Annotated in this window: 19 protein-coding genes; 10 read left to right on the forward strand and 9 right to left on the reverse strand. The window is 73.5% G+C overall.

The annotated features are described in order from the left end of the window. Window positions 1–44: 44 nt before the first annotated feature. Both O4J56_RS21295 and O4J56_RS21300 read left to right on the forward strand, forming a co-directional pair. Entirely contained in the window at window positions 45–620 is a 576-nt protein-coding gene (locus tag O4J56_RS21295; RefSeq protein WP_270688052.1) for a redoxin domain-containing protein, read from the forward strand. Continuing rightward, complete coding sequence (locus tag O4J56_RS21300; protein ID WP_270688053.1) at window positions 620–1531, forward strand: cytochrome c biogenesis CcdA family protein; 912 nt, start codon at window positions 620–622, stop codon at window positions 1529–1531. The genes O4J56_RS21295 and O4J56_RS21300 overlap by 1 nt, the downstream gene beginning before the upstream one ends. Here O4J56_RS21300 and O4J56_RS21305 read toward each other — a convergent pair. Beyond that, complete coding sequence (locus O4J56_RS21305; protein ID WP_270688055.1) at window positions 1506–2966, reverse strand: alanine/glycine:cation symporter family protein; 1461 nt, start codon at window positions 2964–2966, stop codon at window positions 1506–1508. The two genes, O4J56_RS21300 and O4J56_RS21305, sit on opposite strands and share 26 nt — an antisense overlap. Window positions 2967–3464: 498 nt before the next feature. Between O4J56_RS21305 and O4J56_RS21310 the strand changes: the two genes are divergently transcribed. Together O4J56_RS21310 and O4J56_RS21315 are read left to right on the forward strand one after the other, a co-directional pair. Continuing rightward, the gene (locus tag O4J56_RS21310) at window positions 3465–5195 is read left to right on the forward strand and encodes a nitrilase-related carbon-nitrogen hydrolase (protein WP_270688056.1); all 1731 of its coding nucleotides are present in this window, start codon (window positions 3465–3467) and stop codon (window positions 5193–5195) included. A 160-nt stretch (window positions 5196–5355) separates the two neighbouring features. Next, complete coding sequence (locus tag O4J56_RS21315) at window positions 5356–7470, forward strand: phosphocholine-specific phospholipase C (RefSeq protein WP_270688058.1); 2115 nt, start codon at window positions 5356–5358, stop codon at window positions 7468–7470. A gap of 254 nt (window positions 7471–7724) precedes the next feature. Here O4J56_RS21315 and O4J56_RS21320 read toward each other — a convergent pair whose 3' ends face one another. Genes O4J56_RS21320 through O4J56_RS21330 form a run of 3 tightly spaced genes read right to left on the reverse strand, consistent with a single transcriptional unit; the run spans window position 7725 to window position 10325 of the window. After that, window positions 7725–9545, reverse strand: coding sequence for a pentapeptide repeat-containing protein (locus tag O4J56_RS21320; RefSeq protein WP_270688060.1), 1821 nt, complete (start codon window positions 9543–9545; stop codon window positions 7725–7727). A gap of 44 nt (window positions 9546–9589) precedes the next feature. Beyond that, the gene (locus tag O4J56_RS21325) at window positions 9590–9826 is read right to left on the reverse strand and encodes an SHOCT domain-containing protein (protein ID WP_408639157.1); all 237 of its coding nucleotides are present in this window, start codon (window positions 9824–9826) and stop codon (window positions 9590–9592) included. Window positions 9827–9848: 22 nt separating this feature from the next. Then, window positions 9849–10325, reverse strand: a complete 477-nt coding sequence (locus tag O4J56_RS21330) for a hypothetical protein (protein WP_270688064.1) — start codon at window positions 10323–10325, stop codon at window positions 9849–9851. A gap of 142 nt (window positions 10326–10467) precedes the next feature. On the opposite strand from O4J56_RS21330, the gene O4J56_RS21335 reads away from it, so the two are divergent. Continuing rightward, the gene (locus O4J56_RS21335) at window positions 10468–11586 is read left to right on the forward strand and encodes an esterase-like activity of phytase family protein (protein WP_270688066.1); all 1119 of its coding nucleotides are present in this window, start codon (window positions 10468–10470) and stop codon (window positions 11584–11586) included. 15 nt (window positions 11587–11601) lie between these two features. Here the strand turns inward: O4J56_RS21335 and O4J56_RS21340 are convergent, their stop codons facing one another. The 3 genes from O4J56_RS21340 to O4J56_RS21350 are packed head-to-tail and all read right to left on the reverse strand — an operon-like array spanning window position 11602 to window position 14863. Then, window positions 11602–12915, reverse strand: coding sequence for an ABC transporter substrate-binding protein (locus tag O4J56_RS21340; protein WP_408639155.1), 1314 nt, complete (start codon window positions 12913–12915; stop codon window positions 11602–11604). A gap of 30 nt (window positions 12916–12945) precedes the next feature. Further along, window positions 12946–13872, reverse strand: a complete 927-nt coding sequence (locus O4J56_RS21345; RefSeq protein WP_270688068.1) for a carbohydrate ABC transporter permease — start codon at window positions 13870–13872, stop codon at window positions 12946–12948. Next, window positions 13862–14863, reverse strand: a complete 1002-nt coding sequence (locus O4J56_RS21350) for a carbohydrate ABC transporter permease (protein WP_408639156.1) — start codon at window positions 14861–14863, stop codon at window positions 13862–13864. The genes O4J56_RS21345 and O4J56_RS21350 overlap by 11 nt, the downstream gene beginning before the upstream one ends. 376 nt (window positions 14864–15239) lie before the next feature. Between O4J56_RS21350 and O4J56_RS21355 the strand changes: the two genes are divergently transcribed. From O4J56_RS21355 to O4J56_RS21375, 5 genes are all read left to right on the forward strand, one after another. Continuing rightward, a complete protein-coding gene (locus O4J56_RS21355) occupies window positions 15240–16517 on the forward strand; it encodes a Gfo/Idh/MocA family protein (RefSeq protein WP_408639158.1) in 1278 nt (425 codons plus the stop codon). Next, window positions 16514–17665, forward strand: a complete 1152-nt coding sequence (locus O4J56_RS21360; protein ID WP_270688072.1) for a Gfo/Idh/MocA family protein — start codon at window positions 16514–16516, stop codon at window positions 17663–17665. Before O4J56_RS21355 ends, O4J56_RS21360 begins: the two co-directional genes overlap by 4 nt. After that, window positions 17662–18528: a DUF6807 domain-containing protein gene (locus O4J56_RS21365; RefSeq protein ID WP_270688073.1), complete on the forward strand. Its 867-nt coding sequence runs from the start codon at window positions 17662–17664 to the stop codon at window positions 18526–18528. Before O4J56_RS21360 ends, O4J56_RS21365 begins: the two co-directional genes overlap by 4 nt. A 122-nt stretch (window positions 18529–18650) precedes the next feature. Next, window positions 18651–19535, forward strand: a complete 885-nt coding sequence (locus O4J56_RS21370; RefSeq protein ID WP_270688074.1) for an NAD-dependent epimerase/dehydratase family protein — start codon at window positions 18651–18653, stop codon at window positions 19533–19535. A gap of 106 nt (window positions 19536–19641) precedes the next feature. Next, complete coding sequence (locus tag O4J56_RS21375; protein ID WP_270688075.1) at window positions 19642–20679, forward strand: LacI family DNA-binding transcriptional regulator; 1038 nt, start codon at window positions 19642–19644, stop codon at window positions 20677–20679. A 131-nt stretch (window positions 20680–20810) separates the two neighbouring features. On the opposite strand, the gene O4J56_RS21380 is transcribed toward O4J56_RS21375, so the two are convergent. Together O4J56_RS21380 and O4J56_RS21385 are read right to left on the reverse strand one after the other, a co-directional pair. Next, window positions 20811–21767 (reverse strand): cyclase family protein, encoded by a 957-nt coding sequence (locus O4J56_RS21380; protein WP_270688076.1) that lies wholly within the window; start codon window positions 21765–21767, stop codon window positions 20811–20813. A gap of 79 nt (window positions 21768–21846) precedes the next feature. Then, window positions 21847–22074 (reverse strand): hypothetical protein, encoded by a 228-nt coding sequence (locus O4J56_RS21385; protein ID WP_270688078.1) that lies wholly within the window; start codon window positions 22072–22074, stop codon window positions 21847–21849. Window positions 22075–23184: the final 1110 nt, after the last annotated feature.

The raw sequence follows: 23184 nt of genomic DNA on the forward strand, positions 1-23184 counted from the left end.
GAGGCAGCAGACTGGATGCACGACCCGACGAAGACGAGGTGACCATGGAACGCACACCCCTCCGCCCCCTTCACGGAACCGCCGCGGCGGCGGCCGCCGTGCTGGCGCTGGCCGGATGCGGTGCCCCGGACGGAGGCGACGGGGGCGGCCCGGGCGCGGCGGGCTCCCCCTCCGCCGACGGCGGCGCGGGCGGCTCCGGCGGCGGCGCGCCGGCCGCGCTGGACTTCTCGGCACCGCTGGTCGGCGGGGGCGAGATCGACGGCGCGGACCTGCAGGGCGAGCCGGTCGTGCTGTGGTTCTGGGCGCCTTGGTGCACCGTGTGCAAGGGCGAGGCGCCGAGCGTGGCCGAGGCCGCCGAGCGCTACGACGGCGAGGTGGAGTTCATCGGTGTCGCGGGCCAGGGCGGGGTTCCCGAGATGGAGGAGTTCGTCGAGTCCACCGGCACCGACGGGATGCGGCACATCGTCGACGAGGACGGGTCCATCTGGTCCGGCTTCGAGGTGACGATCCAGCCCTCCTTCTCCTTCCTGCGCGACTCGGGCACCTTCCTGACCTACTCGGGGACGATGAGCGAGAAGGACCTGGACGAGCGGATCTCCTCCGAGGTTCTGGGCGAGTGATGGAACAGCTCCCGATCGCGATCGCGCTGGCAGCCGGGATGCTGGCGGTGCTCAACCCGTGCGGGTTCGCGCTGCTGCCCGGGTATGTGGCGCTGCTGGTCGCCGACGCTCCCGGTGCGCCCGATGCGCCCGGTGCGCGCGCCGGGCGCGGGGCGGCGCTGGGCCGCGCGCTGGCCACGACGGCCGCCATGACCTCCGGGTTCGTCGCCGTGTTCGGGCTGTTCGCGCTGGTCGCCGTCCCGCTGGCACTGTCGCTGGAGCGCTACCTGCCCTGGGTGACGGTGGTCATCGGGGTGCTGCTGGTGGCGCTGGGGGTGTGGCTGCTCAGCGGGCGGCCACTGGCGGTACCCGGGGTGCGGGCGCCGTCCCCGGGCAGGCCCACCCGGTCGCTGCGCTGGGCGGCGGCCTATGGGACCGCCTACGCCACGGCGTCGCTGTCCTGCACCGTCGGGCCGTTCCTGGCGGTGACGGCCAGCGCGGCCGCCGCCGGGGGCGCAGCGGCGGCGGCCGGGGTGTTCGGCGTCTACGCCGCCGGGATGGCCCTGGTGGTGGCGGTGCTGACGGTGGCCGCCGCGCTCGCCCGCGACGGGCTGGCCGCGCGGATGAAGCGCGCGCTGCCGTACGTGAACCGGGCGAGCGGGGCGCTGCTGGTGGCCGCGGGCGCCTACGTGGCCTACTACGGCTGGTTCGAGGTGCGCGTGCTGTCCGGGGCGCCCGCGCAGGACCCCGTGATCGGCGCGGCGACGTCGGTGCAGGCGGCGCTGGCGCGCGCCCTGCAGGAGGTGGGCCCGGGGGCGCTGCTGGCGGCCCTGGCGGTGCTCGTGGCGGCCGCGGGCGCGACCGCCCTGCTGCGCTCCCGGTCCAGGGCCGCGGACGGGAGCGGGGTCAGTCCACGCGAGCACGGTCCCTGAAGGCGGCCACGTCGCTCTCCTCCCAGCAGTCGACGCCCGTCAGCCCGGGCATCCGGTCCCGGGTGAACACCGGGTCCCGGCCCTCCCTGCGCTGCTGGACGTAGTCGGAGAGCAGCCGGCAGGCGGTCCCGGCCAAGGGGGCGAGGGCCGCCAGGTTGACCAGCGCCATCACCCCCATGGTGAGGTCGCCCAGGGTCCACACCAGCCCGCCCGACCCGATCGCGCCGAGGAACACCGCGGCCACCACCGCGAGGCGGAAGCCGGTCGCGGCGTGGGGGCTGGGGCTGATGAAGGCGACGTTGGACGAGCCGTAGAAGGTGTTGCCCAGGACGGAGGTGAAGGCCACCAGGAGGATGACCGCGGTCAGCACGTGCAGCGCCCAGGGCCCCAGGTTGGCCTCCATGGCGTTCTGGGTGAGCGTGGGCCCGGCCTCCTCGGTGTAGGTCGGCTCGGACAGCAGGATGATGAAGGCCGTGGTCGAGCAGACGAGGAGGGTGTCGAAGTAGACGCCGAGGGTCTGCACGAGCCCCTGCTTGACCGGGTGGCTGACGGCGGCGCTGGCGCCGGCGTTGGGGGCCGAGCCCAGACCGGCCTCGTTGGAGAACATGCCCCGGCGCATGCCCTGCACGATGGCGGTGCCCACACCGCCGGCGGCGATCTCGCGGAGCCCGAAGGCGTGGGCGACGATCTCGCCGACCATCGCGGGCACCTGGGCGGCGTTCATCGCGATGATCACCAGCCCCATGGCGATGTAGACGGTGGCCATGACGGGCACGAGCAGGGTGGCGGCGCGGGCGATGCGGCGGGCGCCGCCGAAGACGACCACCGCGGTCAGGGCGGCGACGAGGGCGCCGACCGCGTAGGGCAGCCAGGAGGTCTCCGGCAGGCCCGCGGTGCGGGCGGTGTTCACCAGGGCCCCGGCGATGGTGTTGCTCTGGATGCTGCTGAAGACCAGGCCGAAGGTGACGGTGATGACGACCGCGAAGAGGACGCCCATCCACCGGGCGTTGAGCCCGGCCTGCATGTAGTAGGCGGGGCCGCCGCGGTAGCCGGTGGTGTCGCGCACCTTGTAGAGCTGGGCGAGGGTGGACTCGACGAAGCTCGCGGCGCCGACGACCAGCGCCATGGACCACATCCAGAAGACGGCCCCGGGGCCGCCGAGGGCGATGGCGGTGGCCACGCCGGCGATGTTCCCGGTGCCGATGCGGGCCGCGGCCGAGACCGCGAACGCCTGCAGGGCGGAGATCGGCCGCCCTCCGTCGGGGGCGCGGCCGGGGGCCGCCCGCATGGCCCGGAACATCTCGGGCAGCATGCGGAACTGCACGCCGCCGGAGCGGACCGTGAAGTAGATGCTGAGCACCAGCAGGACAGGGATCAGCAGGTAGGCCCAGAACGCGTCGCTGAGCGCGGTGACCTCGGAGTCCAAGGCGTCCACTGGGGGGCTCCCTTCGTCGGTGGAGACGTCGTTGTCCTTCCGCGGCGGGCGTGCTCGGCGCACGCCCGCCGCGTCCACCGCAAGGCCCGTGCACGGGGCCGCGGGGTCGTTCTTCGCGTCCGGACAGAGGCGCATGTGACGAGCGCCGCAGGACAGGTAACGGCAAATTCGGCGTTCCCGCAAGATCGACCACGAAGGGGACGTTCCTCCCACCGGTCACGACGGCGCACCGCCCCCGGCGAACGGACCGGTCGGTAACCGGCGGGAAAGCGATGAACGGGGGCGCTGCCGTGCATTAACTCCAGGTAAACCGGGGCCCGCCGGAGCATCCGAGAAAATGGAAACAGAATTAACGGAAACCTGCTCCAGTGACGAGCATCACAGCATGGACCCCGCGCTCACCTGCACGGACCGTCGATCGCAGACGACAGGATCATCCCATGTAATACACACGTGACATGTTTCGTCCGTGTTAAACCATTCGCTACGATCGCCGCCGTGGTACAACTTCGGATAGCCCTCGCCCAGATCAACCCCACCGTGGGAGATCTGGAAGGAAATTGCGACGCCATCGCCGAGAACGCCCGCAGGGCCGCCGACGACGGCGCACATCTGGCGGTTTTCCCGGAAATGGCGGTGACCGGCTACTCGGTCGAGGACCTGGCCCTGCGCAACGGCTTCGTCGCCGCCTCCATCCAGGCCGTGCACCGCCTCGCCGAACGCCTCGCCGCCGACGGCCTGGGCCGCCTCCCGGTGGTCGTGGGCTTCCTCGACCGCCGCGTCGGCGGGTCGGCGCCCTTCGGCCAGCCCGCGGGCGCGCCGCAGAACGCGCTGGCGCTGCTGCACGGGGGCGCGGTCCGGCTCGTCTCGGCCAAGCACCACCTGCCCAACTACGGGGTCTTCGACGAGTTCCGCTACTTCGTCCCGGGCGACACGCTGCCCGTCGTCCGCCTGCACGGCGCCGACATCGCCTTCGCCGTCTGCGAGGACCTGTGGCAGGACGGCGGCCCGGTCGCGGCGGTCCGCGCCGCGCGGGCGGGCATGCTCATCACCCTCAACGGCTCCCCCTACGAGCGGGGCAAGGGCGGCGTCCGGCTGGACCTGTGCCGGCGCCGGGCCCGCGAGACCGGCGCGGCCGTCGGCTACGTCAACATGACCGGCGGCCAGGACGACCTGGTGTTCGAGGGCGACTCCCTGGTGGTGGACGCGCACGGCGAGCTGGTCTCCCGTGCGCCCCGGTTCGAGGAGGCGCTGCACACCACCGACGTCGAACTGCCCGAGGGGCCGGACGAGGCGCACCTTCCCGACGAGGCCGGGGGCTTCCGCATCGTCCGGCACACGGTCGGCGGGCGGCCGGGCGCCTCCGGTGCCGCGCGGGCGCCGGTGGTCACGCCGAGCCCGGACCCGCTGGACGACACCGGCGAGGTCTACCGGGCACTGGTCGTGGCCGTGCGCGACCACGTGCGCAAGAACGGCTTCGCCTCGGTCGCCGTGGGCGCGGACGGCGGCGCGGGAGCGGCCCTGACCGCGGCGATCGCCGCGGACGCGGTGGGGGCCGACCGCGTGCACACCGTGGTGATGCCCGGCCCCGGCGCCCGGGAGGAGGCGCTGAACGCCGCGGAGAAGGCCGCCGCCGCGCAGGGCGCTGCGGTCCGGGTGCGCTCGGTGCAAGGGCTGGTGGACGCCTACGGCGCGGCCGTCGGGACCCCCTCGGACGCGGCGGCGCTCGGCGGGCAGGCCCGGGGCGGGCTGGTGGCCGCGCTGTCCCGGCAGGAGGGGCACCTGGTGCTGGCCACAGGCGACAAGACGGACCTGGCCATCGGCACCGCCGCGCACCACGGAGACCACGCGGGCGCGTTCGCCCCGCTCCGCGACTGCTGGCGGACGCTGGTGGAGCAGCTGGCGCGATGGCGCAACACCCGTGCCGCCGCCGAGGGCGCGCCCGAGCCGGTCCCCGCCGAGTGCCTCGCCCGGGACGACGGCCGGGCCGGCGCCGCCGCGGACGCGGACCCCCGGGTGCTCGACGCGCTCCTGGAGGCCTACATCGGCACCGACAAGGGCGTCCAGGACCTGGTCGCCGACGGCTTCGACCCGGAACTCGTCCGCACGGCCGTCCGCCTCGTCGACCGGGCCGAGCACCGGCGCCGCGCCTACCCCCCGGGGCCCAAGATCACCAAGCGCGCCCTCGGACGCGACCGCCGCCTGCCGATCACCAGCCGCTGGGGGTGACGGCACCGGCGGCACGTCCCCCTTGACGGAATTCTCCTGGTTTCCACCCGAGGGTCGCTTCCGTGTCTCCCCCGCTCTTTAGCGTCGCCTGGGCCCTGGCCCCGGGGCCGGTGGGACGGAACAGTCGTCCCGGCGAGGCGGAACGGAAGGAGAATCCCCCATGACCCTGGACATCTCTCGGCGGAGGCTGCTGCAGGCGGGAGCCGCCGGGGCGGCGGGGGCGGCAGCGGCGTCGCTGCTGCCCCCGTCGCTGCGGGCCGCGCTCGCCGAACCGGCCCCCGAGGGCGGGCTCGACGCGGTCGAGCACGTGGTGCTGCTCATGCAGGAGAACCGGTCCTTCGACCACTACTTCGGCACCCTGCAGGGCGTCCGGGGCTTCGGCGACCGCAACGCGGTGCGGCTGCGCGACGGGCGGAGCGTGTTCGAGCAGGGCACGAAGGCCGCGCCGGTGCCGCCGTTCTCGGTGCGCGCGGCCGCCGAGCGGCAGAACGAGGACCTGCAGTACATCGGCGACCTCGACCACTCCTGGGACGGGGGCCGCGCCGCCTGGAACGACGGCTGGATGGACGGGTGGACCGGCGCCAAGACCGCCGCCACCATGGCCCACTACGACCGCGCGGACATCCCCTTCCAGTTCGAGCTGGCCGACACCTTCACGGTGTGCGACGCCTACTTCTCCTCCATCCACACCTCCACCAGCCCCAACCGCAACCACTGGGTGAGCGGGTGGACCGGGTTCGAGGCCGACGGGCGGCGCGCGGTCGGCAACGACGCCTACGACGAGGGGCGGCACCCGGGGTACGACTGGACGACCTACCCCGAGCACCTGCAGAAGGCGGGCGTGAGCTGGCGCGTCTACCAGGAATGGGACAACTTCACCGACAACAACCTCGACTTCTTCGCGTCCTTCAAGGCCGTCGCGCGCAAGGCGCTGTCGAAGGCGGGCGGGTACAGCGGCCTCACCGAGTTCTACGGCGAGGTGGCCGACCTGCCCGAGGAGGAGCAGAAGGAGAAGCTGGCCCTGCTGGAGGAGGGCGTCGAGGCGCTGTCCGATGACGAGCGGGAGCTGTACGAGCGCGGGCTGCGCCGCGGCCGCCCCGGGTCCCTGGCCGAGGCCTTCCGCGCCGACGTCGAGGCGGGGAGTCTGCCCCGGATCAGCTACCTGGTGCCCAACTCCGGGGAGTCCGAGCACCCCAGCGTCTCGTCACCGGTGCACAGCGCCACCATCACCTACAAGGTGCTCGACGCGCTGGCGTCGTCGCCCGAGGTGTGGAAGAAGACCGCCGTCATCATCTCCTTCGACGAGAACGACGGGTTCTTCGACCACGTGCCGCCGCCCGTCCCTCCGCCGGGCGTGGAGGAGGAGCACTGGCAGGGCGCGCCGACCGGGCTGGGCATCCGTGTGCCGCTGCTGGTCGTCTCCCCCTGGACGGTGGGCGGCTACGTCTGCTCGGAGGTCTTCGACCACACCTCCCAGGTGCGCTTCCTGGAGCGGCTGACCGGGGTCGAGGCGCCCGCGATCACAGCGTGGCGGCGGAGCGTCTGCGGCGACCTGACCGGCGCGTTCGACTTCTCGCGCGGGCGCCCGCAGCCCGGCGTGGCCGAGCCCGGCGAGATCCCGGAGTTCACCGGCCGCTGGCGTCCGCTGCCCCCGGCCGAGGGGCGCATCCCCGAGCAGGAGCCGGGCACGCGCCCGGCCCGCCCCCTGCCCTACCAGCCCGACCTGGACGGGGAGTTCGACCCCGAGGCGCGGGAGGTGGCGCTGAGCGCCTCCAACGACGGCGCGTCCGGCGTGCACATGGCGCTGTTCCCGTACGGCGGTGAGTTCGACGCCCCGCAGCACCGCGACGTCGCCCCGGGAGCCGAGGGCGAGGAGTGGACGGTGCCGGTCTCCGGGGACGGCTACGACTTCACCGTGGTCGGCCCGAACGGGTTCCGACGCGAGTTCGCCGGGTCGGCGGAGGCCGGCGCCCCGGGCTCGGCGGCAGGCGTGCGGACCCGGGTCCACGCGAAGGGGCGGAGGCTGGCCGTCACCCTGGCCAACAGCGGGGACGCCGAGCTGGAGTTCACCCTCACCCCGAACGCGTACACGGAGGGTGCGGGCAAGCCCGCGAAGACGGTCCGGGTGGCCCCCGGCGCGGAGCACACGGAGAACTGGCCGACCTCCCCGGCCGAGGGCTGGTACGACCTGACCGTGGCCGTCGCGGGGGACGACGCCTTCCTCCGCCGCATGGCCGGCCACATCGAGAACGGAAAGGAGAGCGTCACCGGCTGACGCCCTTACCGGGACCAGGGGCCGAGCGGCGGGCCCGCCACCACAGGTCCACGGATGTGACCTCGGAGGCTCAGGCGGGGGCGACCACCGCCCACAACGCACCGAACATCACGGCGGGCACGAGCGCAGCGATGCGCACGGCCAGGCACATTCGACTCCTGGACTCACCCGGCACGCACCGGGGCGGGGGACGGAACACCGGATCAATACCCGGAACGGGCGGACCCCGACCACGTATGGGGGTCGGGGTCCGGTCACCGCTTCACCCGGTTGCGCACCGCCAGAACCGCCAGCGCCAGCAGTACCGGCCCCGTGAACCGGGACACCACCACCGTCCAGGCGCCCACGTCGGTCAGCTCCTTGCCCGCGTCGCGGAACACCACGGCCCCCATCGCGATCCGCGCGGCCTTCTCCAAGCGGTCGCCCGTCCACCGGTCCTCCCGGTCCGGGAGCCCGGCCGAGGGCGTGTCGATCTCGGCCGCCACCTGCCCGCCGCTCGCGCCGGGCGGCAGTGTGAACTCCACCCGCTGCTGAGGCGCCTTGTCCGGGATCCCCCACCCGGCCAGCACCGCCGTGGTCACGGCCACCAGGACCGCCAGCGCCGCGAGCGCGCGCAAGGCGCGCAGCCCGAACCCCGAGAACGCCCAGTAGGCCCACAGGATCGCCCGCTCGGCCGACGGGGTGGAGACGGCACGGGCGCGGAACAGCATCTCGCCGTAGTAGAAGTCGGCGGCCCCGGGCTGGTCGGCGTTGTCCTCCAGGGCGCGGCGCAGGCTGCGGTAGAGGTCGGCCATCTGCTCGGCAGACACCTCGGGGCGCTCCAGGCCGACGAGGTACTCGGCCTCGTCAGGGTCGTCCACCCAGCCGCGGTACCCCATGGCGGTGCGCCACTCGCGTTCCTCGGCCAGAACGCGGCGCCGCGACCACCGCACCAGCCGGCCGAACCGGCCGCCGCGCGTCCTCGGCGGACGGGCGAAGACGCATTGGCCCTGGAGGCCGAGGGCGGCCACGTTCATGGCTCCGGCGAAGCGGCACGAGGACAGGTCCACGTCGTTGAGCGTCAGGTTCGTGCAGTCCACACCCCGCAGGGACACCACCACCGGCATCCGCTCGGCGCCGCTCGCAGGGGACAGGAGCCGCGGACTCCGCCCGGGCGGGAGCGGTTCTCCGATAGGAGGCCCATCCTCCTCCGAGGCCATCGGCCGGGACCCGCCCGAAAGTGTTGTGGGCCCCTCGATCCGGGCCCCCTCCAGGTCGACGGCGGCGCGCCTGAGCTCCAGACGCACTCCCGAGGGGAAGGCGGCCCCTCGGAGGTCGAGTCCGGAGGCATCGACCCCCAGGGCGACGGGCGAAGCGAACGCTGCGCCGGAGAGGTCCACCTGCTCGGCGGCGACGATGGTGAGGGAAGAGGAATCGTTGAACTCCGCACCGCGGAAATCGGCGCTGCGCCCGAAGCACGCGTCCGCGAAGTCTGTGCTCCCCTCGAAGCGCGCGCCGACGAACAGGCCGTCGCCCGCGAAATCCACAGCCCCGAACGAAGCGTCATCGGCGAAGTGGGCGCCTGCGAACATCGCATAGCCCCCAAAGTGCACACCACTGAAAAAGGCCCTGTCCCCGATGTACGCGTCCGTGAAGTCAGTATTGTCCTCGAAGTTCGCACCCATGAACCACGCATCGCCCTCGATGCGCACCCCCGCGAACCTGGCGAGCCCGTCGAACTGCGTGGCGGAGAACCCTGCATTGTGTTCGAAATGGGCGCCCTCGAACCACACGTTGCCTCTGAAGTGCACATCCCCGAATCCTGTGCCGCCCGTGAAGCGCGCCTCGGTGAATCGGGCATGCCCGAGGACCGCCCACCCGTCCTCGTCCCTGAGCGCGTCGAGCAGGGGGCCCAAGAGGCCCGTGCTGATCGCGGTCCCCGAGAGGTCCAGGTCGCTCCCCGGCTCCAGACCTGCGAGGAACGCGTCCAGGGCATCGGAGTCCAGGTGCGCGAGGCACATATCCGTCCCTGCGGCCCGGATACCGCGGCATCCCTCCTCCGCGACGCAGGTGTCCCAGTCGATGGTGGTGTGCATCCCCCATGTCTAGCGGAAGGCGCCCCCTGCCGAATGCTCCGGCCTCAGTCCCAGTCGGTCTCCAGGTCGATCTTGCGTTGGAGGTATTCCTCGCGGTCGATCTCGCCCCGGGCGTAGCGGTGGCGCAGTTCCTCCAAGGCCGAGTCCAGGCGCGGACGCCCCTCAGAGGGTGGCAGCGCCGAGGCGCTCGTTTGGCGGCCCGGCTGCACGGCCGTCGCCAGCAGCCAGCCCACCGCCACCCCCACGGCGGCGGCCGCCGCCAGTGCGAGGAGCATCATCATCGCCATCACGCCCTCCGCGCGTTCAGGTGCCCACCCCATAGTGCTCGCGCGTGGCCGGGAGGAACAACAGCACAAGCGCCGCCACGTTGAACAGCAGCGCCAGCACGTAGGTCTGCCCTTCCAGCACCATGGCGCCGAGCGTGTACACCACGGCCAACGCGAAGAACGCCACCGTCGCCAGGTACACGGTTGCCGTACGGCGCTTGGCCTGGAACGCCAGTACCAGCGCGACGCCCCCGTAGACCAGGGACTGGACGAGGGCGAACAGCATCGTCCCCATCAGGGCCCCGGGATCGATGCCCTCCTGTTCCAGGCCCTCCCGCACCTCGGGCGATTCCGCGACGAGCGGCGGCACGACGGCCATGCCGACGGCCACTGCCACGGCGGCCAGCGCCCCGAGGACGCCGCCGATGATCAGCAGCACCCGCACCGCGGTGACGGTGCCGGGCGGGGGCGGAGGGGGATACTGGTCCGGAGGGCTTCCCGAAGGGGGCTGCATGGTGGACTCCTTCCGCTCCCCCGTTCCCTACCCGGTCGGCCCGCCCGGCCCCGGGCGCGACCGCCACCGGTCGCCCGTGCGGCACGATCCGGCCACCGGGCGCTCACCCCTGCGTGGCCGGTGCGCCGTAGGGTGCCGGAGCGTGAAGAGGTACACCGCCGCCGTCACGGCCGCCACCGCCGCGGCCGCCCTCGCGGCCTCCCCCGTCTCCCCCGCCCAGGCCTCACCCGCCGCCGAGCTGCTCGGGTCGGCCGTCGTCGAGCACGGCACGCGCTTCCAGGACACCCCCGTCGGCGGGCTGTCCGGCATCGACCGCGACCCCCGCACCGGCGACTACGTGCTGATCAGCGACGACCGCTCGGAGCACTCCCCCGCCCGCTTCTACACCGCCCGGATCGATGTGGACGCCGACGGGGTGCACGGGGTCGCCTTCACCGGCACCACCACGCTGCGGGACCGCTCCGGCCGCCCCTACGCGCCGCGGACCGTCGACCCCGAGTCGGTGCGGATCGACCCGGCCACCGGGAAGGTGTGGTGGACCACCGAGGGCGACCGCCGCGTCGGCGAGGGCCGCCCCGTGCTCCGCGACCCGCAGGTCCGTGCCGCCGGCGCCGACGGCCGCACCCGGCGCGCGCTGCCCCCGGCCCACCCCCGGCTGCGCATGAGCCGCCACGAGACCGGGCCGCGCGCCAACCTCACCTTCGAGGGGATGGACCTGGCCTCCGACGGGACCGTCGTCACCGCCATGGAGGGCCCGCTCTACCAGGACGGCCCACGCACCTCGCCCGAGAACGGCGCACCCGTGCGCATCACCGTGACCGACCGCCGCGGCCGCCTGCTCTCCCAGCACGCCTACCCCGCCGACCCGGCCGCCGCCGAGCCCGACCCCGCCGACGGGCACGCCGAGAACGGGGTGACCTCGATCCTGGAGGACCCCGAGTCCCCCGGGGAGTTCCTGGTGCTGGAGCGCGACTTCGTCCAGGGGGTCGGCAACAGCGTGCGGGTGTACCGGACCGACCTCGGCGCGGCGCCCGACGTGTCGCGCGTGCGCGAGCTGCCCGGCGACCCGGACCACCGGCTCATCGCCGGCAAGGAGCCGGTGTTCGACCTGGGAGGCCTGGGCCTGGAGCACGTCGACAACGTCGAGGGCATGACGTGGGGGCCGCGGCTGGACGACGGCCGCCGCACCCTGGTGCTCGTGTCCGACGACAACTTCTCCTCCGGGCAGGTCACCCAGGTGGTGGCCGTCGCGCTGGACTGACGCGCGGGCGGCGCCCTACTGCTGCGTGGCCGCCTCGACCTCCTTGATGAAGCGGTCGGCCGCCTCCTCAGGGGTGATCTCGCCGAAGTGGACGTCGTCGACGATCCGCCTGGTGATCTCCACGACGTCGCCGGCGCCGATCGGCGGCGGGGGCGGGCCGTCCACGATGTCCGGGCGCAGCTCCTCGACGAACTCGGCCGAGCGGGTCCCGGCCTCGTCCAGGTCCTCCGTGATCGCCGCGCGCACCTCGGTATTGGCGGGCAGGCCGCGGTCGGCGAGGATGATCCGTCCCGCGTCCACGTCGTTGAGCAGGAAGTCGACGAACTTCGCCGCCTCCTCCGGGTGGTCGCTCCCGGCCGAGACCGAGTAGTACATGGCCGGCTTGAAGTACATGCCGGTGCGGTCGAACTCGGTCTCACCGGGGTAGCGCAACAGCTCCACGTCGCCTTCGGCGGCGCCGGAGATGGCGGCCAGCTGGTTGGACCAGAAGTGGGCCATGGCGCCCGAACCGGTGGAGATCACCGACTGGTCGGGGCCGCCGGCCTCGATCTCCACGTTCTCGGCCGGGGTGGGCTGGGCCTCCTCCTCCTGCATCTGCGCGACCAGGCCGAACCAGTCCTCCAGCGTCTTCTTGCTGAACCCGAGGGAGCCGTCCTCGGCGTAGAGCGCCTCCCCGTGCTGCCGGGCGTAGATGTTGAACGAGCTCTCGTTGTACCCCATGGCCTGCGAGCCGTAGATGTCGCCGCCGCTGGCCTCGGTGATCTCGGCGGAGGTGGCGACGTACTCCTCCCACGTCCACGCCCCATCGTCGGGGATCTCCACGCCCGCCGCCTCGAACTGCGCCGGGTCGGCCATCACGGAGAGCACGTTGACGCCTGTGGCCACGCCGAACTTCTGGCCGTCCACGTCGCCGGAGGAGGCCACCAGCTCGTCGACGTTGGAGGTGTCCAGGCCCTCCAGCTCGTTGAGGTCGGCCAGCGCCCCCCGGTCGGAGTACTCGCGCAGGAAGCGCTCCTCCATGGTGACCACGTCGGGCATGTCGTTGGCGGCCGTGCTCGTGGCCAGCTTGTCCCAGTACCCCTCCCAGTCGGTGTACTCGGCGGTGACCGTGATGCCGGGGTTCTTCTCCTCGAAGAGGTCGATGACCTCCTGGGTGGCCTCGTGCCGGTCGTCCGCGCCCCACCAGGAGAAGCGGAGCTCGACCTCGCCGTCGGCGCCGCCGCCTCCGCACCCGGCGGCCAGCAGGGCGGCCGCGGCGGCGGTGGCGGGGACGGCCAGCATTCTCCGGGCAGAGCGGGCAGGGGGTGCTCCGCGCTTGCGTGCTGCCATGTCGGGGGGATCCCTTCGGACGTGGGGGGACTACTTGATCCCGGTCGTGGCGATGCCCCGGACGAGGTACCGCTGACCGGCGAGGAAGAACCCGAAGACCGGGCCGAGGGCGACGACCGACATCGCCAGCAGCGGCCCCCAGGAGGTCTGGGTGGTGGAGTCGACGAACGTGCGCAGCGCCACCGGCACCGTGTACATGTCCGGCGAGGTCAGGAAGATGAGCTGGGCGAAGAAGTCGTTCCAGGTCCAGATGAAGGTGAAGATCGCCGTGGTGGCCAGCGCGGGCAGGCTCAGCGGCATGATGATCCGCCAGAAGATGCGCACGTGGCCGCAGCCGTCGATGCGCGCCGCCTCGTCCAGGTCGCGCGGCAGCCCTCGGATGAACTGCACCATCAGGAAGATGAAGAAGCCGTCGGTGGCCAGCAGCTTGGGCACGATCAGCGGCAGGAACGTGTTGATCCAGCCCAGGTTGGCGAACAGGATGTACTGCGGCACGATCACCACGTGCACCGGCAGCATGATCGTCATGAGCATGACGGCGAAGAACAGCTTCTTGCCGAAGAACTCCAGCCGGGCGAAGGCGTAGGCCGCCATCGAGCACCCGATCAGGTTGCCCACCACCGAGGCGCCCACCACGATCAGCGAGTTGATGACGTAGTGGTGGAAGGGGTACTCCAGCGCGGTCCATCCGTCGCCGTAGTTCCCGGCGGTGAAGTCCGCGCCCGGCCACAGCCCGGGGTCGCGGAAGATGGCCTCGGTGGGCTTGAAGGAGCTGGCCAGCATCCACAGCAGCGGGTACAGCATGACCAGCCCGAAGAGGATCAGACCCGCGTGGATGAAGAACCTGCGGATGCGCTCGCTCCGCTCGGCCGCCTCGCGGCGCCGCGCGCGCTCTTGGTCCCGGTCGCCGCGCCCGTCGCGCACTCGGGCGCGCGTGCCCGTCTCGTCAATCGCCATAGAAGACCCAGTACTTGGACGCGAGGAAGTTCACCGCGGTGAACCCTCCGATGATCATGAGGAGGAGCCAGGCCATCGCCGAGGCGTAGCCCATGTTGAACGAGCCGAACCCCTCTTGGTACAGGTAGAGCGTGTAGAAGAGGGTCGAGTCCGACGGCCCCCCGGTACCGCCGCTGACGACGAACGCCTGGGTGAAGGTCTGGAAGGCGTTGATCATCTGCAGCACGAGGTTGAAGAAGATGATCGGGGTGAGCAGGGGGACCGTGACCGACCAGAACCGGCGCGCCGGCCCGGCGCCGTCCACCTGGGCGGCCTCGTAGTACATGCGGGGGATCTGGCGGAGCCCGGCCAGGAAGATGACCATGGGCGCGCCGAAGGTCCACACGTTCAGGATGATCAGGGTGCCCAGTGCGTACTCGGGGTCGGACACCCAGCCGGGCAGGGAGGGGCTCAGCCCGAACAGCCCGCCCGCCGACTCCAGGATCTGGTTGATCAGCCCGTTGGCGCCGAAGATGCGGCGCCACAGGATGGCCACGGCCACGCTTCCGCCCAGCAGTGAGGGCAGGTAGTAGACCGACCGGTACAGCGGCAGGCCGCGCACCCCCCGGTCCAGCACCATGGCCAGGGCGAGCGCCATGGCGAGCTGGAGCGGCACCGAGATGAAGACGTACTTGAAGGTGACCGCCAGCGACTGGTGGAGGCGGGGGTCGTCCAGCATTCGGCGGTAGTTCTCCAGCCCGACCCAGTCGGCGCCGCCGATGAGGCTGTAGTCGGTGAAGGAGAAGTACAGCGAGGCGATGATCGGCCCGATGGTGATCAGCCCGAGCCCCAGGAACCAGGGGGCGAGGAAGCCGTAGGCGGTCAGGGACTCCCTCCGCCGCCGTGCGGCCGCCTCGCGGCCCGGCCTCGGGAGCCGGGGGCCGCCGCCGGTCCCGCCGGCCCCGCCGCGGTCGGCGCCGGCGGCGGGACGGTTGTTGAGGACCGCGGTCACCGGAGCCCACCTCCCCCTGCGGGGGAGCGCCGGAATCCGCTTTCTGCGCTCATGTTTCGCGACCGCCAATCTCGTCGGTCCGGGGGTGTCGGAGGCCCTCCGGCGGAACGTGGGCGAGGCCACACCCCGCCACGGGGGCGAATGCCTTGGTAAGCGCTATCCATGGAATAGAATGCTCCGTTTCTAGCACCGCGTTACAGGGGTGTCAACGGTTCACCCCTGCTGGCCACGATGGCCACGCGGTTCCCGCTCCGCCTTCACTGGGCCCCTCTGGCCAAATCCCGGGAAAGCGTTTACCGTCAGGGGGGTGAACGATCCAGCGCAGCAGCAAGGGCCCAGACGGTACGCCATCGTCGGCACCGGATCCCGGGCCCGGATGTACACCCACGCGCTCGCCACCACCCACGCCCACCTGGGACGGCTCGTGGCGCTGTGCGACCCCAACCGCACACGCATGGCGGTGCACAACGCGATCCTCGCCGAGGAGGGCGCTCCCGAGGCGGCGACGCACCCGCCCGAGGAGTTCGGCGCGATGCTCGCCGAGCACCGGGTGGACGAGGTGATCGTGTGCACCGTCGACCGGCTGCACGCCGACTACGTCGTCGCCGCCCTCGAGGCGGGGTGCGACGCGATCACCGAGAAGCCCATGACCGCCGACCTCGACGGGTGCCGCCGCATCGCCGAGGCCCGCCGCGCCACCGGGCGCCGCGTCACGGTCGGCTTCAACTACCGTTACAACCCCGTCCACCGGCAGGTGCACCGGATGCTCCGGGACGGGGCGATCGGCGAGATCGGGTCGGTGCACTTCGAGTGGCTGCTCGACCTGCGCCACGGCGCCGACTACTTCCGCCGCTGGCACCGCGACAAGCGCCAGTCCGGCGGGCTGCTGGTACACAAGGCCTCGCACCACTTCGACCTGGTCAACTGGTGGACCGGCGCGCGCCCGGAGGAGGTCTTCGCCTGGGGCGGGCTGTTCTTCTACGGCGAGGAGAACGGCCGGCGGCACGGGCTGGCCTCCGAGTACGAGCGCGCGCACAGCGCCCCCGGCGCCCAGGGCGACCCGTTCGCGCTGCACATGGCCGACAGCCCGGACCTGACCGCGCTCTACCTGGACGCCGAGCACGAGGACGGCTACCGGCGCGACCTCAACGTGTTCGGGCCCGGCATCACCATCGAGGACGACATGTCGGTGCTGGTGCGCTACGACACCGGGGTGCGGCTCAGCTACCACCTGGCGGCCTACTCGCCGTGGGAGGGCTACCGGGTCGCCTTCACCGGCAGCAAGGGGCGGCTGGAGCTTGACGTGACCGAGGTGCCCTCCACCCCGCCGCCCGGCGACGGGGCCGCGCCGGTGCGCGGGATGCCCGCGCCCAAGGAGTCCACCGTCTCCCGGCTGGTGCTGCGCAACCACTGGCGGCCCGCGGAGGAGATCCCGGTACAGGTGGGCGAGGGGACGCACGGCGGCGGCGACGTGCGCATGCTCGACTCGCTCTTCGGCGGCGGCGACGACGGGATCCGGCCGGACGACGCCGACGGCGCCCGGGCGCTGCTGACCGGGCTGGCCGCCAACGCCTCGATGGCCTCGGGGGCGCCGGAGCGGATCGACGGCCTGCTCCCCGCCGGCCTGCTGCCGGACGCCGGAGGCCACCGGTGACCGGGGAGGGCCCCGTCCCGGTCGTGCTCGCCGGCGCCAACGGCCACGGCCGCTCCCACCTGCGCAACCTGCGCCGGCTCGCCGACGCCGGGCGGGTGCGCCTGGTGGGGGTGTGCGAGCGGGCCCCGCTCGCCGACGCCGGGCTGGAGGGGCTGGGGCCGGTCCCGGTCTCCGACGACCTGGGCGGCCTGATCGAGCGCACCGGCGCCCGGGCGGCCGTGATCGCCACCCCGATCCACACGCACCTGCCGCTGGCCCGCACCGCCCTGGAGCACGGGGCGCACGTGCTGCTGGAGAAGCCGCCCGCGGCCGGCGCCGCCGAGTTCGAGGCGCTGTGCGCCGCCGCCGACGCGGCCGGGCCGGCCTGCCAGATCGGGTTCCAGAGCCTGGGGTCGGCCGCCGTGGCGGCGGTGCGCCGGATGGTCGCCGACGGGGCGGTCGGCGAGGTGCGCGGCATCGGCGCCGCCGGGACCTGGGTGCGCACCTCGGCCTACTACGCGCGCGCGGACTGGGCCGGGCGCCGACGGCTGGACGGGCGCGACGTGGTCGACGGGGCGCTGACCAACCCCTTCGCGCACGCGGTGGCGACCGCCCTGGCCGTGGCCGGGGCCGACCGGACGCCGCCCGAGGGGGTGGAGGCCGAGCTCTTCCACGCGCACCCGATCGAGGCCGACGACACCTCGTGCGTGCGGGTGCGCACCCGCGGCGGGCCGCCGGTGGCGGTGGCGGTGACGCTCTGCGCCGAGCAGGCGCGCGACCCGTTCCTCACGGTGCACGGCTCGGAGGGGAGCATCGTGCTGGAGTACACCCGCGACCGGGTGGTGCTGCGGCGCGGGCGCCAGGAGCGGGTGTCGGTGCACCCGCGCACCGACCTGCTGGAGAACCTGCTCGACCACGCCGACGGGGGCGCCCGGCTGCTGGTGCCGCCCAGGGCGGTGGCCGGGTTCATGGGGGTGCTGGAGGCGGTGCGCACCGCCCCGGACCCCGAGCCGGTCCCCGCGGACGCCCAGGTGACCGAGGTGACCGACGAGGGGCTGCGGCGCACGGTGCGCGGCGTGGACGCGGCGGTGTTCGCCTGCGCCGAGCGGGTGGCCCTGTTCTCCGAGATCGGCGCGCCGTGGGCCGCCGGGAAAGGCGGCCGAGCATGACGGCTCCGCAGAGCGACCGGCCCGTCCCCGCACTGAACGTGTCCGGCCTGCCCGTGGCCGAGCTGCGGTCGGGCGCCGGCGTGGCCCCCGGGCTGTCGCCCCGGGCCCACCTGCACCCGGTGCGCACCCTGGGCGGGACCGCGGTGACCGAGGTGTTCCCCGACGACCACCGGCACCACTTGGGGACGGGGGTGACCGTGGCCGACGTCGACGGCGCCAGCTTCTGGGGCGGGCGCACCTTCACCCGGGACCGGGGGTCGGTGATGCTGGACAACCACGGCCGCCAGGAGCACGTGCGGTGGCTGGAGGAGGCCCCGGACCGGCGGGTCGAGGAGCTGTCCTGGACCGGGCCGGACGGCGGGGAGCTGCTGAGCGAGGAGCGCACGGCGTCGGCCGCGCCTGCGACGGACGGGGCATGGGTGCTCCGGATGCGGACGCGGCTGCGCAACACCGCGGGCCGGGAGCTGGTGATCGGGAGCCCGGCGACCAACGGGCGGCCGGGCGCGGGGTACGGCGGCCTGTTCTGGCGGGCGCCGATCGCCGAAGAGGCGCCGGAGTGCTTCGGTTCGGGGCCCGGGGGCGAGGCGGAGCTGCACGGGTCGCGGGCGGAGTGGGTGGCGCTGTCGGGAACCGCTCCGGCCGGGGGGCCGTGGACGCTGGTGTTCGCGCAGACGGGGGCCGTGCGGGACCCGTGGTTCATCCGGGCCGCCGAGTACCCGGGGGTGGGCACGTCGCTGGCCTGGGACGAGGTGCTCCGCGTGGCCGACGGGGGCGTGGTGGAGCGCGGCTGGGCGGTCGTGGTGGCTGACGGGCACCTGTCCCCTGAGGAGGCGGGGCGCCTTGTGGCGGCCCTGCCGGGGTAGCCGGCCCCGCCGGGCGGGGGGCCTGGAGAACTCCTTTCCACTCCCCGTTCCCCCTCTCCCTGCCTCTCCCTCCCTCCTCTCCCCTGCCCCTCCCCTTCACAACACGAAAGGCGGTTCTTGGAATGCGCGTGCTGGTCACCGGAGGGTCCGGGCGGCTGGGCCGGAGCGTGGTCGAGGTGTTCGCCCGGCGCGGCCACGAGGTGACGTCGGTGGACGCGTCCCCCGGCCCGGAGCGGCCCGGGGTCGAATTCCGCGAGGTCGACCTGCTGGACGACGGAGCGCGGGCGCGGGTGTTCGCCGACGTCCGGCCCGAGGCGGTGGCGCACCTGGCGGGGATCGCGGTGCCGCACGCCCGGCCGGGCGCCGAGACGGTGGCGGTCAACGCCCGGCTGGCGTGGGGGGTGCTGGACGACGCCCGCGCGCACGGTGCACGGTCGGTGGCGGCGGCCTCCTCCCCCACGGTGTTCGGGTACGGACCCGCGGACTGGGCGCCCGAGCGGCTGCCGCTCGACGAGGGGCACCCGGTGGCGCCGGTGCACGCCTACGGCCTGAGCAAGGCGGTCATCGAGGAGACGGTGCGCACGCTGGCCCGCTCGTCCGACGGCGGGTGCGTGTTCACCGCGGTGCGCCCGGGGTACGTCATCGCGCCCGAGGAGTGGGAGGGGGCGCCCACGCAGCAGGGGCACACGGTGGCCGAGCGGCTGGCCCGCCCGGAGCTGGCGGCGGCGTCGCTGTTCAACTACGTCGACGCCGAGGACGCCGCCGAGCTGTTCGCGCTGATCGCCGAGGACGCCTCGGGGGCGGCGCAGGGGCGGGTGCTGCACGCCATCGCCGAGGACCCGATGGCCGAGGGGCCGCTGTCGGAGCTGCTGCCCCGGTTCCACCCGGGGACCGCCGCGGCGGCCGCGTCGCTGGCGCCCGGGCGGGCGGCGTTCTCCAGCGCCGAGGCCCGCCGGCTGCTGGGCTGGATCCCCCGACGCACCTGGCGCGAGCGGCTACGATCCTAGGAAAGCCAGGAAAAAGTTTTCCGTCCGGAGTGGGCGCGATCCGCGCGCCACGGGACGAGCCGGGCGGCGAGCGTTCGCGAACCGGGGGGCGGGGAGGACACCGCAAGTGGACAGCCAGAGCAGCGGCAACGTCACATTGGAGCAGGTCGCCCAGCATGCGGGGGTCTCGCTGGCGACCGCTTCGCGGGTGCTGAACGGCAGCACCCGGCAGGTGGGCGAGAAGCTGCGCAAGAAGGTGCTGGCCAGCGCGGGCGAGCTGGGGTACCTGCCCAACGCCTCGGCGCAGGCGCTGGCGCGCAATTCCAGCTCCCTGGTCGGGCTGATCGTGCACGACATCGCCGACCCGTACTTCTCCAGCATCGCGGCGGGCGTGACCGGCCGCGCCGAGGAGGAGGGGCTGGTGGTGGTGCTGGGCACCACGGGGCGCGCTCCGCAGCGGGAGACCGAGATCCTGGCCACGCTCAGGGCGCACCGGGCCAAGGCCGTGGTGCTGGCGGGCACCAGGACGGTGGACGAGGCGGGGAACCGGAACCTGGCCGCCGAGATCGAGCGGTTCACCGCCCAGGGCGGCCGGGTGGCGTGCGTGTCGCAGGGCGGGCTGCCGGCCGACACGGTGGTCCCGGCCAACCGGGAGGGCGCGGCGGACCTCGCGCGGCGGCTGATCACGATGGGGCACCGGCGGTTCGCGGTGCTGGCGGGGCCGCCGGACCTGCGCACGGCGCGCGACCGGCTGGACGGGTTCCACGGCGCGCTGTCGGAGGCGGGGATCGAGCCCGCCTACCACGACGTGGTGCACGGGGCCTTCACCCGTGACGGGGGGTACGCCTCGACGCAGCGCCTGCTGGCGGCGGGGACGGACGCGACGTGCCTGTTCGCGGTGAACGACGTGATGGCGACGGGCGCGATCGCGGCCCTGCGCGATGCGGGCCTGCGGGTGCCGGAGGACCTGTCGGTGGCGGGGTTCGACGACATCCCGACGCTGCGGGACCTGATCCCGTCCCTGACGACGGTGCGGCTGCCGCTGGAGTGGATGGGCCAGGAGGCGGCGAGGCTGGCCTTGGCCGAGGCCCCGGCCGCCGAGCCGAGGAGGGTCCCGGCGGGGGCGGAGGTGGTCCTGCGGGACAGCACGGCGCCCCCGGCGTAGCGGCGGGGCGGGTGCCGCAGGTCGGACCGCGGTCGGTTGCCCGGCCGTCCGGCGCCGTGGAATGGACGCTTCAGGGGCGGGAAGGCGGCGATACCGCCGCCCTCGATGCCCCTGGCGCCTTGTGGGCGGGGTCAGAAGGTGGCGATGGGGTTGACCGGGCTGCCGGTCGTGGCGGCGAAGCGGACCGGGGCGACCGACAGGTGGAAGTCCCACTGGCCGAGTTCGGCGGCCGTCGCCGCGCACGCCTCCAGGTCGCAGTTGTCGAGCATCCACAGGCCCATCGCGACCAGGCTCACGGCGTGGACCGGCATCAGCACGCCGTCATACCCCGACGGTTGAACGTCCTGAGGGGTGTCGGCGCCGATGAGGGCGGCCTCCCGCTCGTGCAGCCACGGCAGGCAGGAGGCGTGCCAGCCGGCCTGCGTGATGCCGCCGGCCGCACCTCCCTCGTGCCGGACGCGGCCGCCGCCGGTGCGCAGGAGCACCGCGTCGCCGGACCGCACCCGCACGCCCTGGCGGCGCTCGGCCTCCTCGAGGTCCTCGGGGAACACGCCCTGCCCCGGTTCCAGCCACGGCACGCCGCGGACCGCGGTGACGTCCAGCAGGACGCCGCGCGTGATGATCCCGTTCGCCGCCGCCGTGACGGCCGCCCACCCCGATCCCGTCGAGGCGCCGACCGACGAGTGCGGCCGCCCGTTGTACATCTCGCCGTCCCAGAGGATGTGGCACGGTGCGTCGATGTGGGTGACGGTGTTCCCGTGGAAGTTGAGGGAGACCTGCTCGTTGGCGAACCCCCAGCGCCGGTCGTCGCGGAACCGGGGCACGGGCATGTCCTCTGCTCCGGGCATGTCGGCCGCGCAGGGGCACACCGTCGTCGAGCGCTCCATCTCCTGCGGCGCGGTGACCTCCCACGCGCACGACACGCTCCTGCCGTGGCGCACGGACCGCGCCGCCGCCAGCCGGACGCCGTCGGTGATGTGGTTCAGGGTGCCGAGCTCGTCGTCGTCGCCCCACCGCCCCCAGTTCGACAGCGTGTCGAAGTACCCGAACACGTCGTCCTGTGTCGGTCGTGGCCGCTCTGCCGTCATCCGGGCATCGACTCCTCCGGTCGCGCGGTTCGGGTAGGGGCAGGCTACCGCTGGACCGCCGCCCGCACCGGCCGGTCGTTCAGGCCGGGGGCGTCCACTGGACGAGCGGGGCCCCGGCCCGTGCCAGGGCGCGGCCGGGCAGGAGCCGGAACCCGGCGTTGCGCACCGACTGGCGCAGGCCGCCGCCGAGGTCGGCCCCGATGCGCGCGATGACGGCCGCCTGCCGGGTGATCGCCCGGCAGCGGGGACGCCGGTCCGCGTCGAACGCCGCCAGCGCAGGTCCCAGGCCGCGTCCGGTCGGCCACATCGACCGGGCGCATGTCGGCGGACTCGCCGCCTCGATGGTGCGGAGCGGCCGGCTCCGCGGCCGACCCGAGCCCTCCGACGCGGTAGTCCCCGGCCGCAGGAGCCGCCTCGTCTCCGCTTCCCTCCGGCAGCGCTGTCGGGTGCAGCGCGCGCGTAGTCACCGTGGTCGGCAGCGGCGGAAGAGCTGGTACCCCGCTCACCGGCCCGGCCGAGAGGCGGGTAGCCGGGATGTGAGGTGGAGGGCGGCGACGAAAGGCCTGCGGCCCTTCCGGCAGCGTCGTCGGCCGTCCGGCGTGTGCGTGGTCACCGGTGATGGCGGCGACGGAGTGAGCAGGGCGGTTCCCGGCCCGGTCGCCCGTCCGGCGGGCCCCGGGTGGTCCGGGAAGGCGGTGGGGGGCGGGATCGCGCTCTCCGTCGCCCGGGACGGCTGTCGAGCCGACACGGCGAACCCCAGCAGGGTCGTGACCTGGGCGAACACTCCGCGTTAAGGGCGGCAAGGGGCAGGATGCGCGCTCCGCGACACCCACGCAGGCTCCTGGGCGACGAACGCGACGACACCAGAACGGGATTCGGGAACAGGATGCCCGATTCATGCCCGTTCACCCCAACAGGATCACCGCCCGGGGCGACAACAAGGCCGCCCGGACGCCTCGGCCGCACGCCCGAGGCCCACACAAGCCCGATATCGACTACAGACAGTGACACAGAGCCGGGAAAACGGCCCCGATGCGCCATTCAGGGCCCCACTGACACCGAATCCCGTTCTGGTACCGCGATGACCGTGCACCCGCGACGCCCGCACGGCCGGTCCAGCCGCCGAACAGGGCCCAGAAGGAGACCCGACCCCCTCAGAACCGGACAAACCAGGCGCCAGACCAGTAGCGACTCGACCGAAACCCGCCTTCCGGGCACTCCGGGCCCCCTGGGGCAAACTTGGGTCGTGAAACCGACGCCCGATCCATCTAAAAGCGTCGATTTCACGACGCAGGATGCCCGACCCCCTCCCCCGCCGCCCGGCATGCCCGGTATGCACCGCCCGGACGGCCCCCTCCACGATGATCTCGGGGAAGTCGGGGTTAAACCGGACACGATAACCCCGACTTCCCCGAGA

It is taken from the genome of Nocardiopsis endophytica, from assembly GCF_027706725.1.
GTDB classification, from domain to species: Bacteria; Actinomycetota; Actinomycetes; order Streptosporangiales; family Streptosporangiaceae; genus Nocardiopsis_A; species Nocardiopsis_A endophytica.

What these genes read in the sequence shown, in the direction of transcription:
- O4J56_RS21365 (WP_270688073.1), top strand. Translation starts at nt 17,662, where the DNA reads ATGACGGCTCCGCAGAGCGACCGGCCCGTCCCCGCACTGAACGTGTCC.
- O4J56_RS21340 (WP_408639155.1), bottom strand. Translation starts at nt 12,915, where the DNA reads ATGGCAGCACGCAAGCGCGGAGCACCCCCTGCCCGCTCTGCCCGGAGA.
- O4J56_RS21325 (WP_408639157.1), bottom strand. Translation starts at nt 9,826, where the DNA reads ATGATGATGCTCCTCGCACTGGCGGCGGCCGCCGCCGTGGGGGTGGCG.
- O4J56_RS21295 (WP_270688052.1), top strand. Translation starts at nt 45, where the DNA reads ATGGAACGCACACCCCTCCGCCCCCTTCACGGAACCGCCGCGGCGGCG.
- O4J56_RS21300 (WP_270688053.1), top strand. Translation starts at nt 620, where the DNA reads ATGGAACAGCTCCCGATCGCGATCGCGCTGGCAGCCGGGATGCTGGCG.
- O4J56_RS21370 (WP_270688074.1), top strand. Translation starts at nt 18,651, where the DNA reads ATGCGCGTGCTGGTCACCGGAGGGTCCGGGCGGCTGGGCCGGAGCGTG.
- O4J56_RS21355 (WP_408639158.1), top strand. Translation starts at nt 15,240, where the DNA reads ATGTACACCCACGCGCTCGCCACCACCCACGCCCACCTGGGACGGCTC.
- O4J56_RS21330 (WP_270688064.1), bottom strand. Translation starts at nt 10,325, where the DNA reads ATGCAGCCCCCTTCGGGAAGCCCTCCGGACCAGTATCCCCCTCCGCCC.
- O4J56_RS21320 (WP_270688060.1), bottom strand. Translation starts at nt 9,545, where the DNA reads ATGCACACCACCATCGACTGGGACACCTGCGTCGCGGAGGAGGGATGC.
- O4J56_RS21345 (WP_270688068.1), bottom strand. Translation starts at nt 13,872, where the DNA reads ATGGCGATTGACGAGACGGGCACGCGCGCCCGAGTGCGCGACGGGCGC.
- O4J56_RS21380 (WP_270688076.1), bottom strand. Translation starts at nt 21,767, where the DNA reads ATGACGGCAGAGCGGCCACGACCGACACAGGACGACGTGTTCGGGTAC.
- O4J56_RS21315 (WP_270688058.1), top strand. Translation starts at nt 5,356, where the DNA reads ATGACCCTGGACATCTCTCGGCGGAGGCTGCTGCAGGCGGGAGCCGCC.
- O4J56_RS21385 (WP_270688078.1), bottom strand. Translation starts at nt 22,074, where the DNA reads ATGTGGCCGACCGGACGCGGCCTGGGACCTGCGCTGGCGGCGTTCGAC.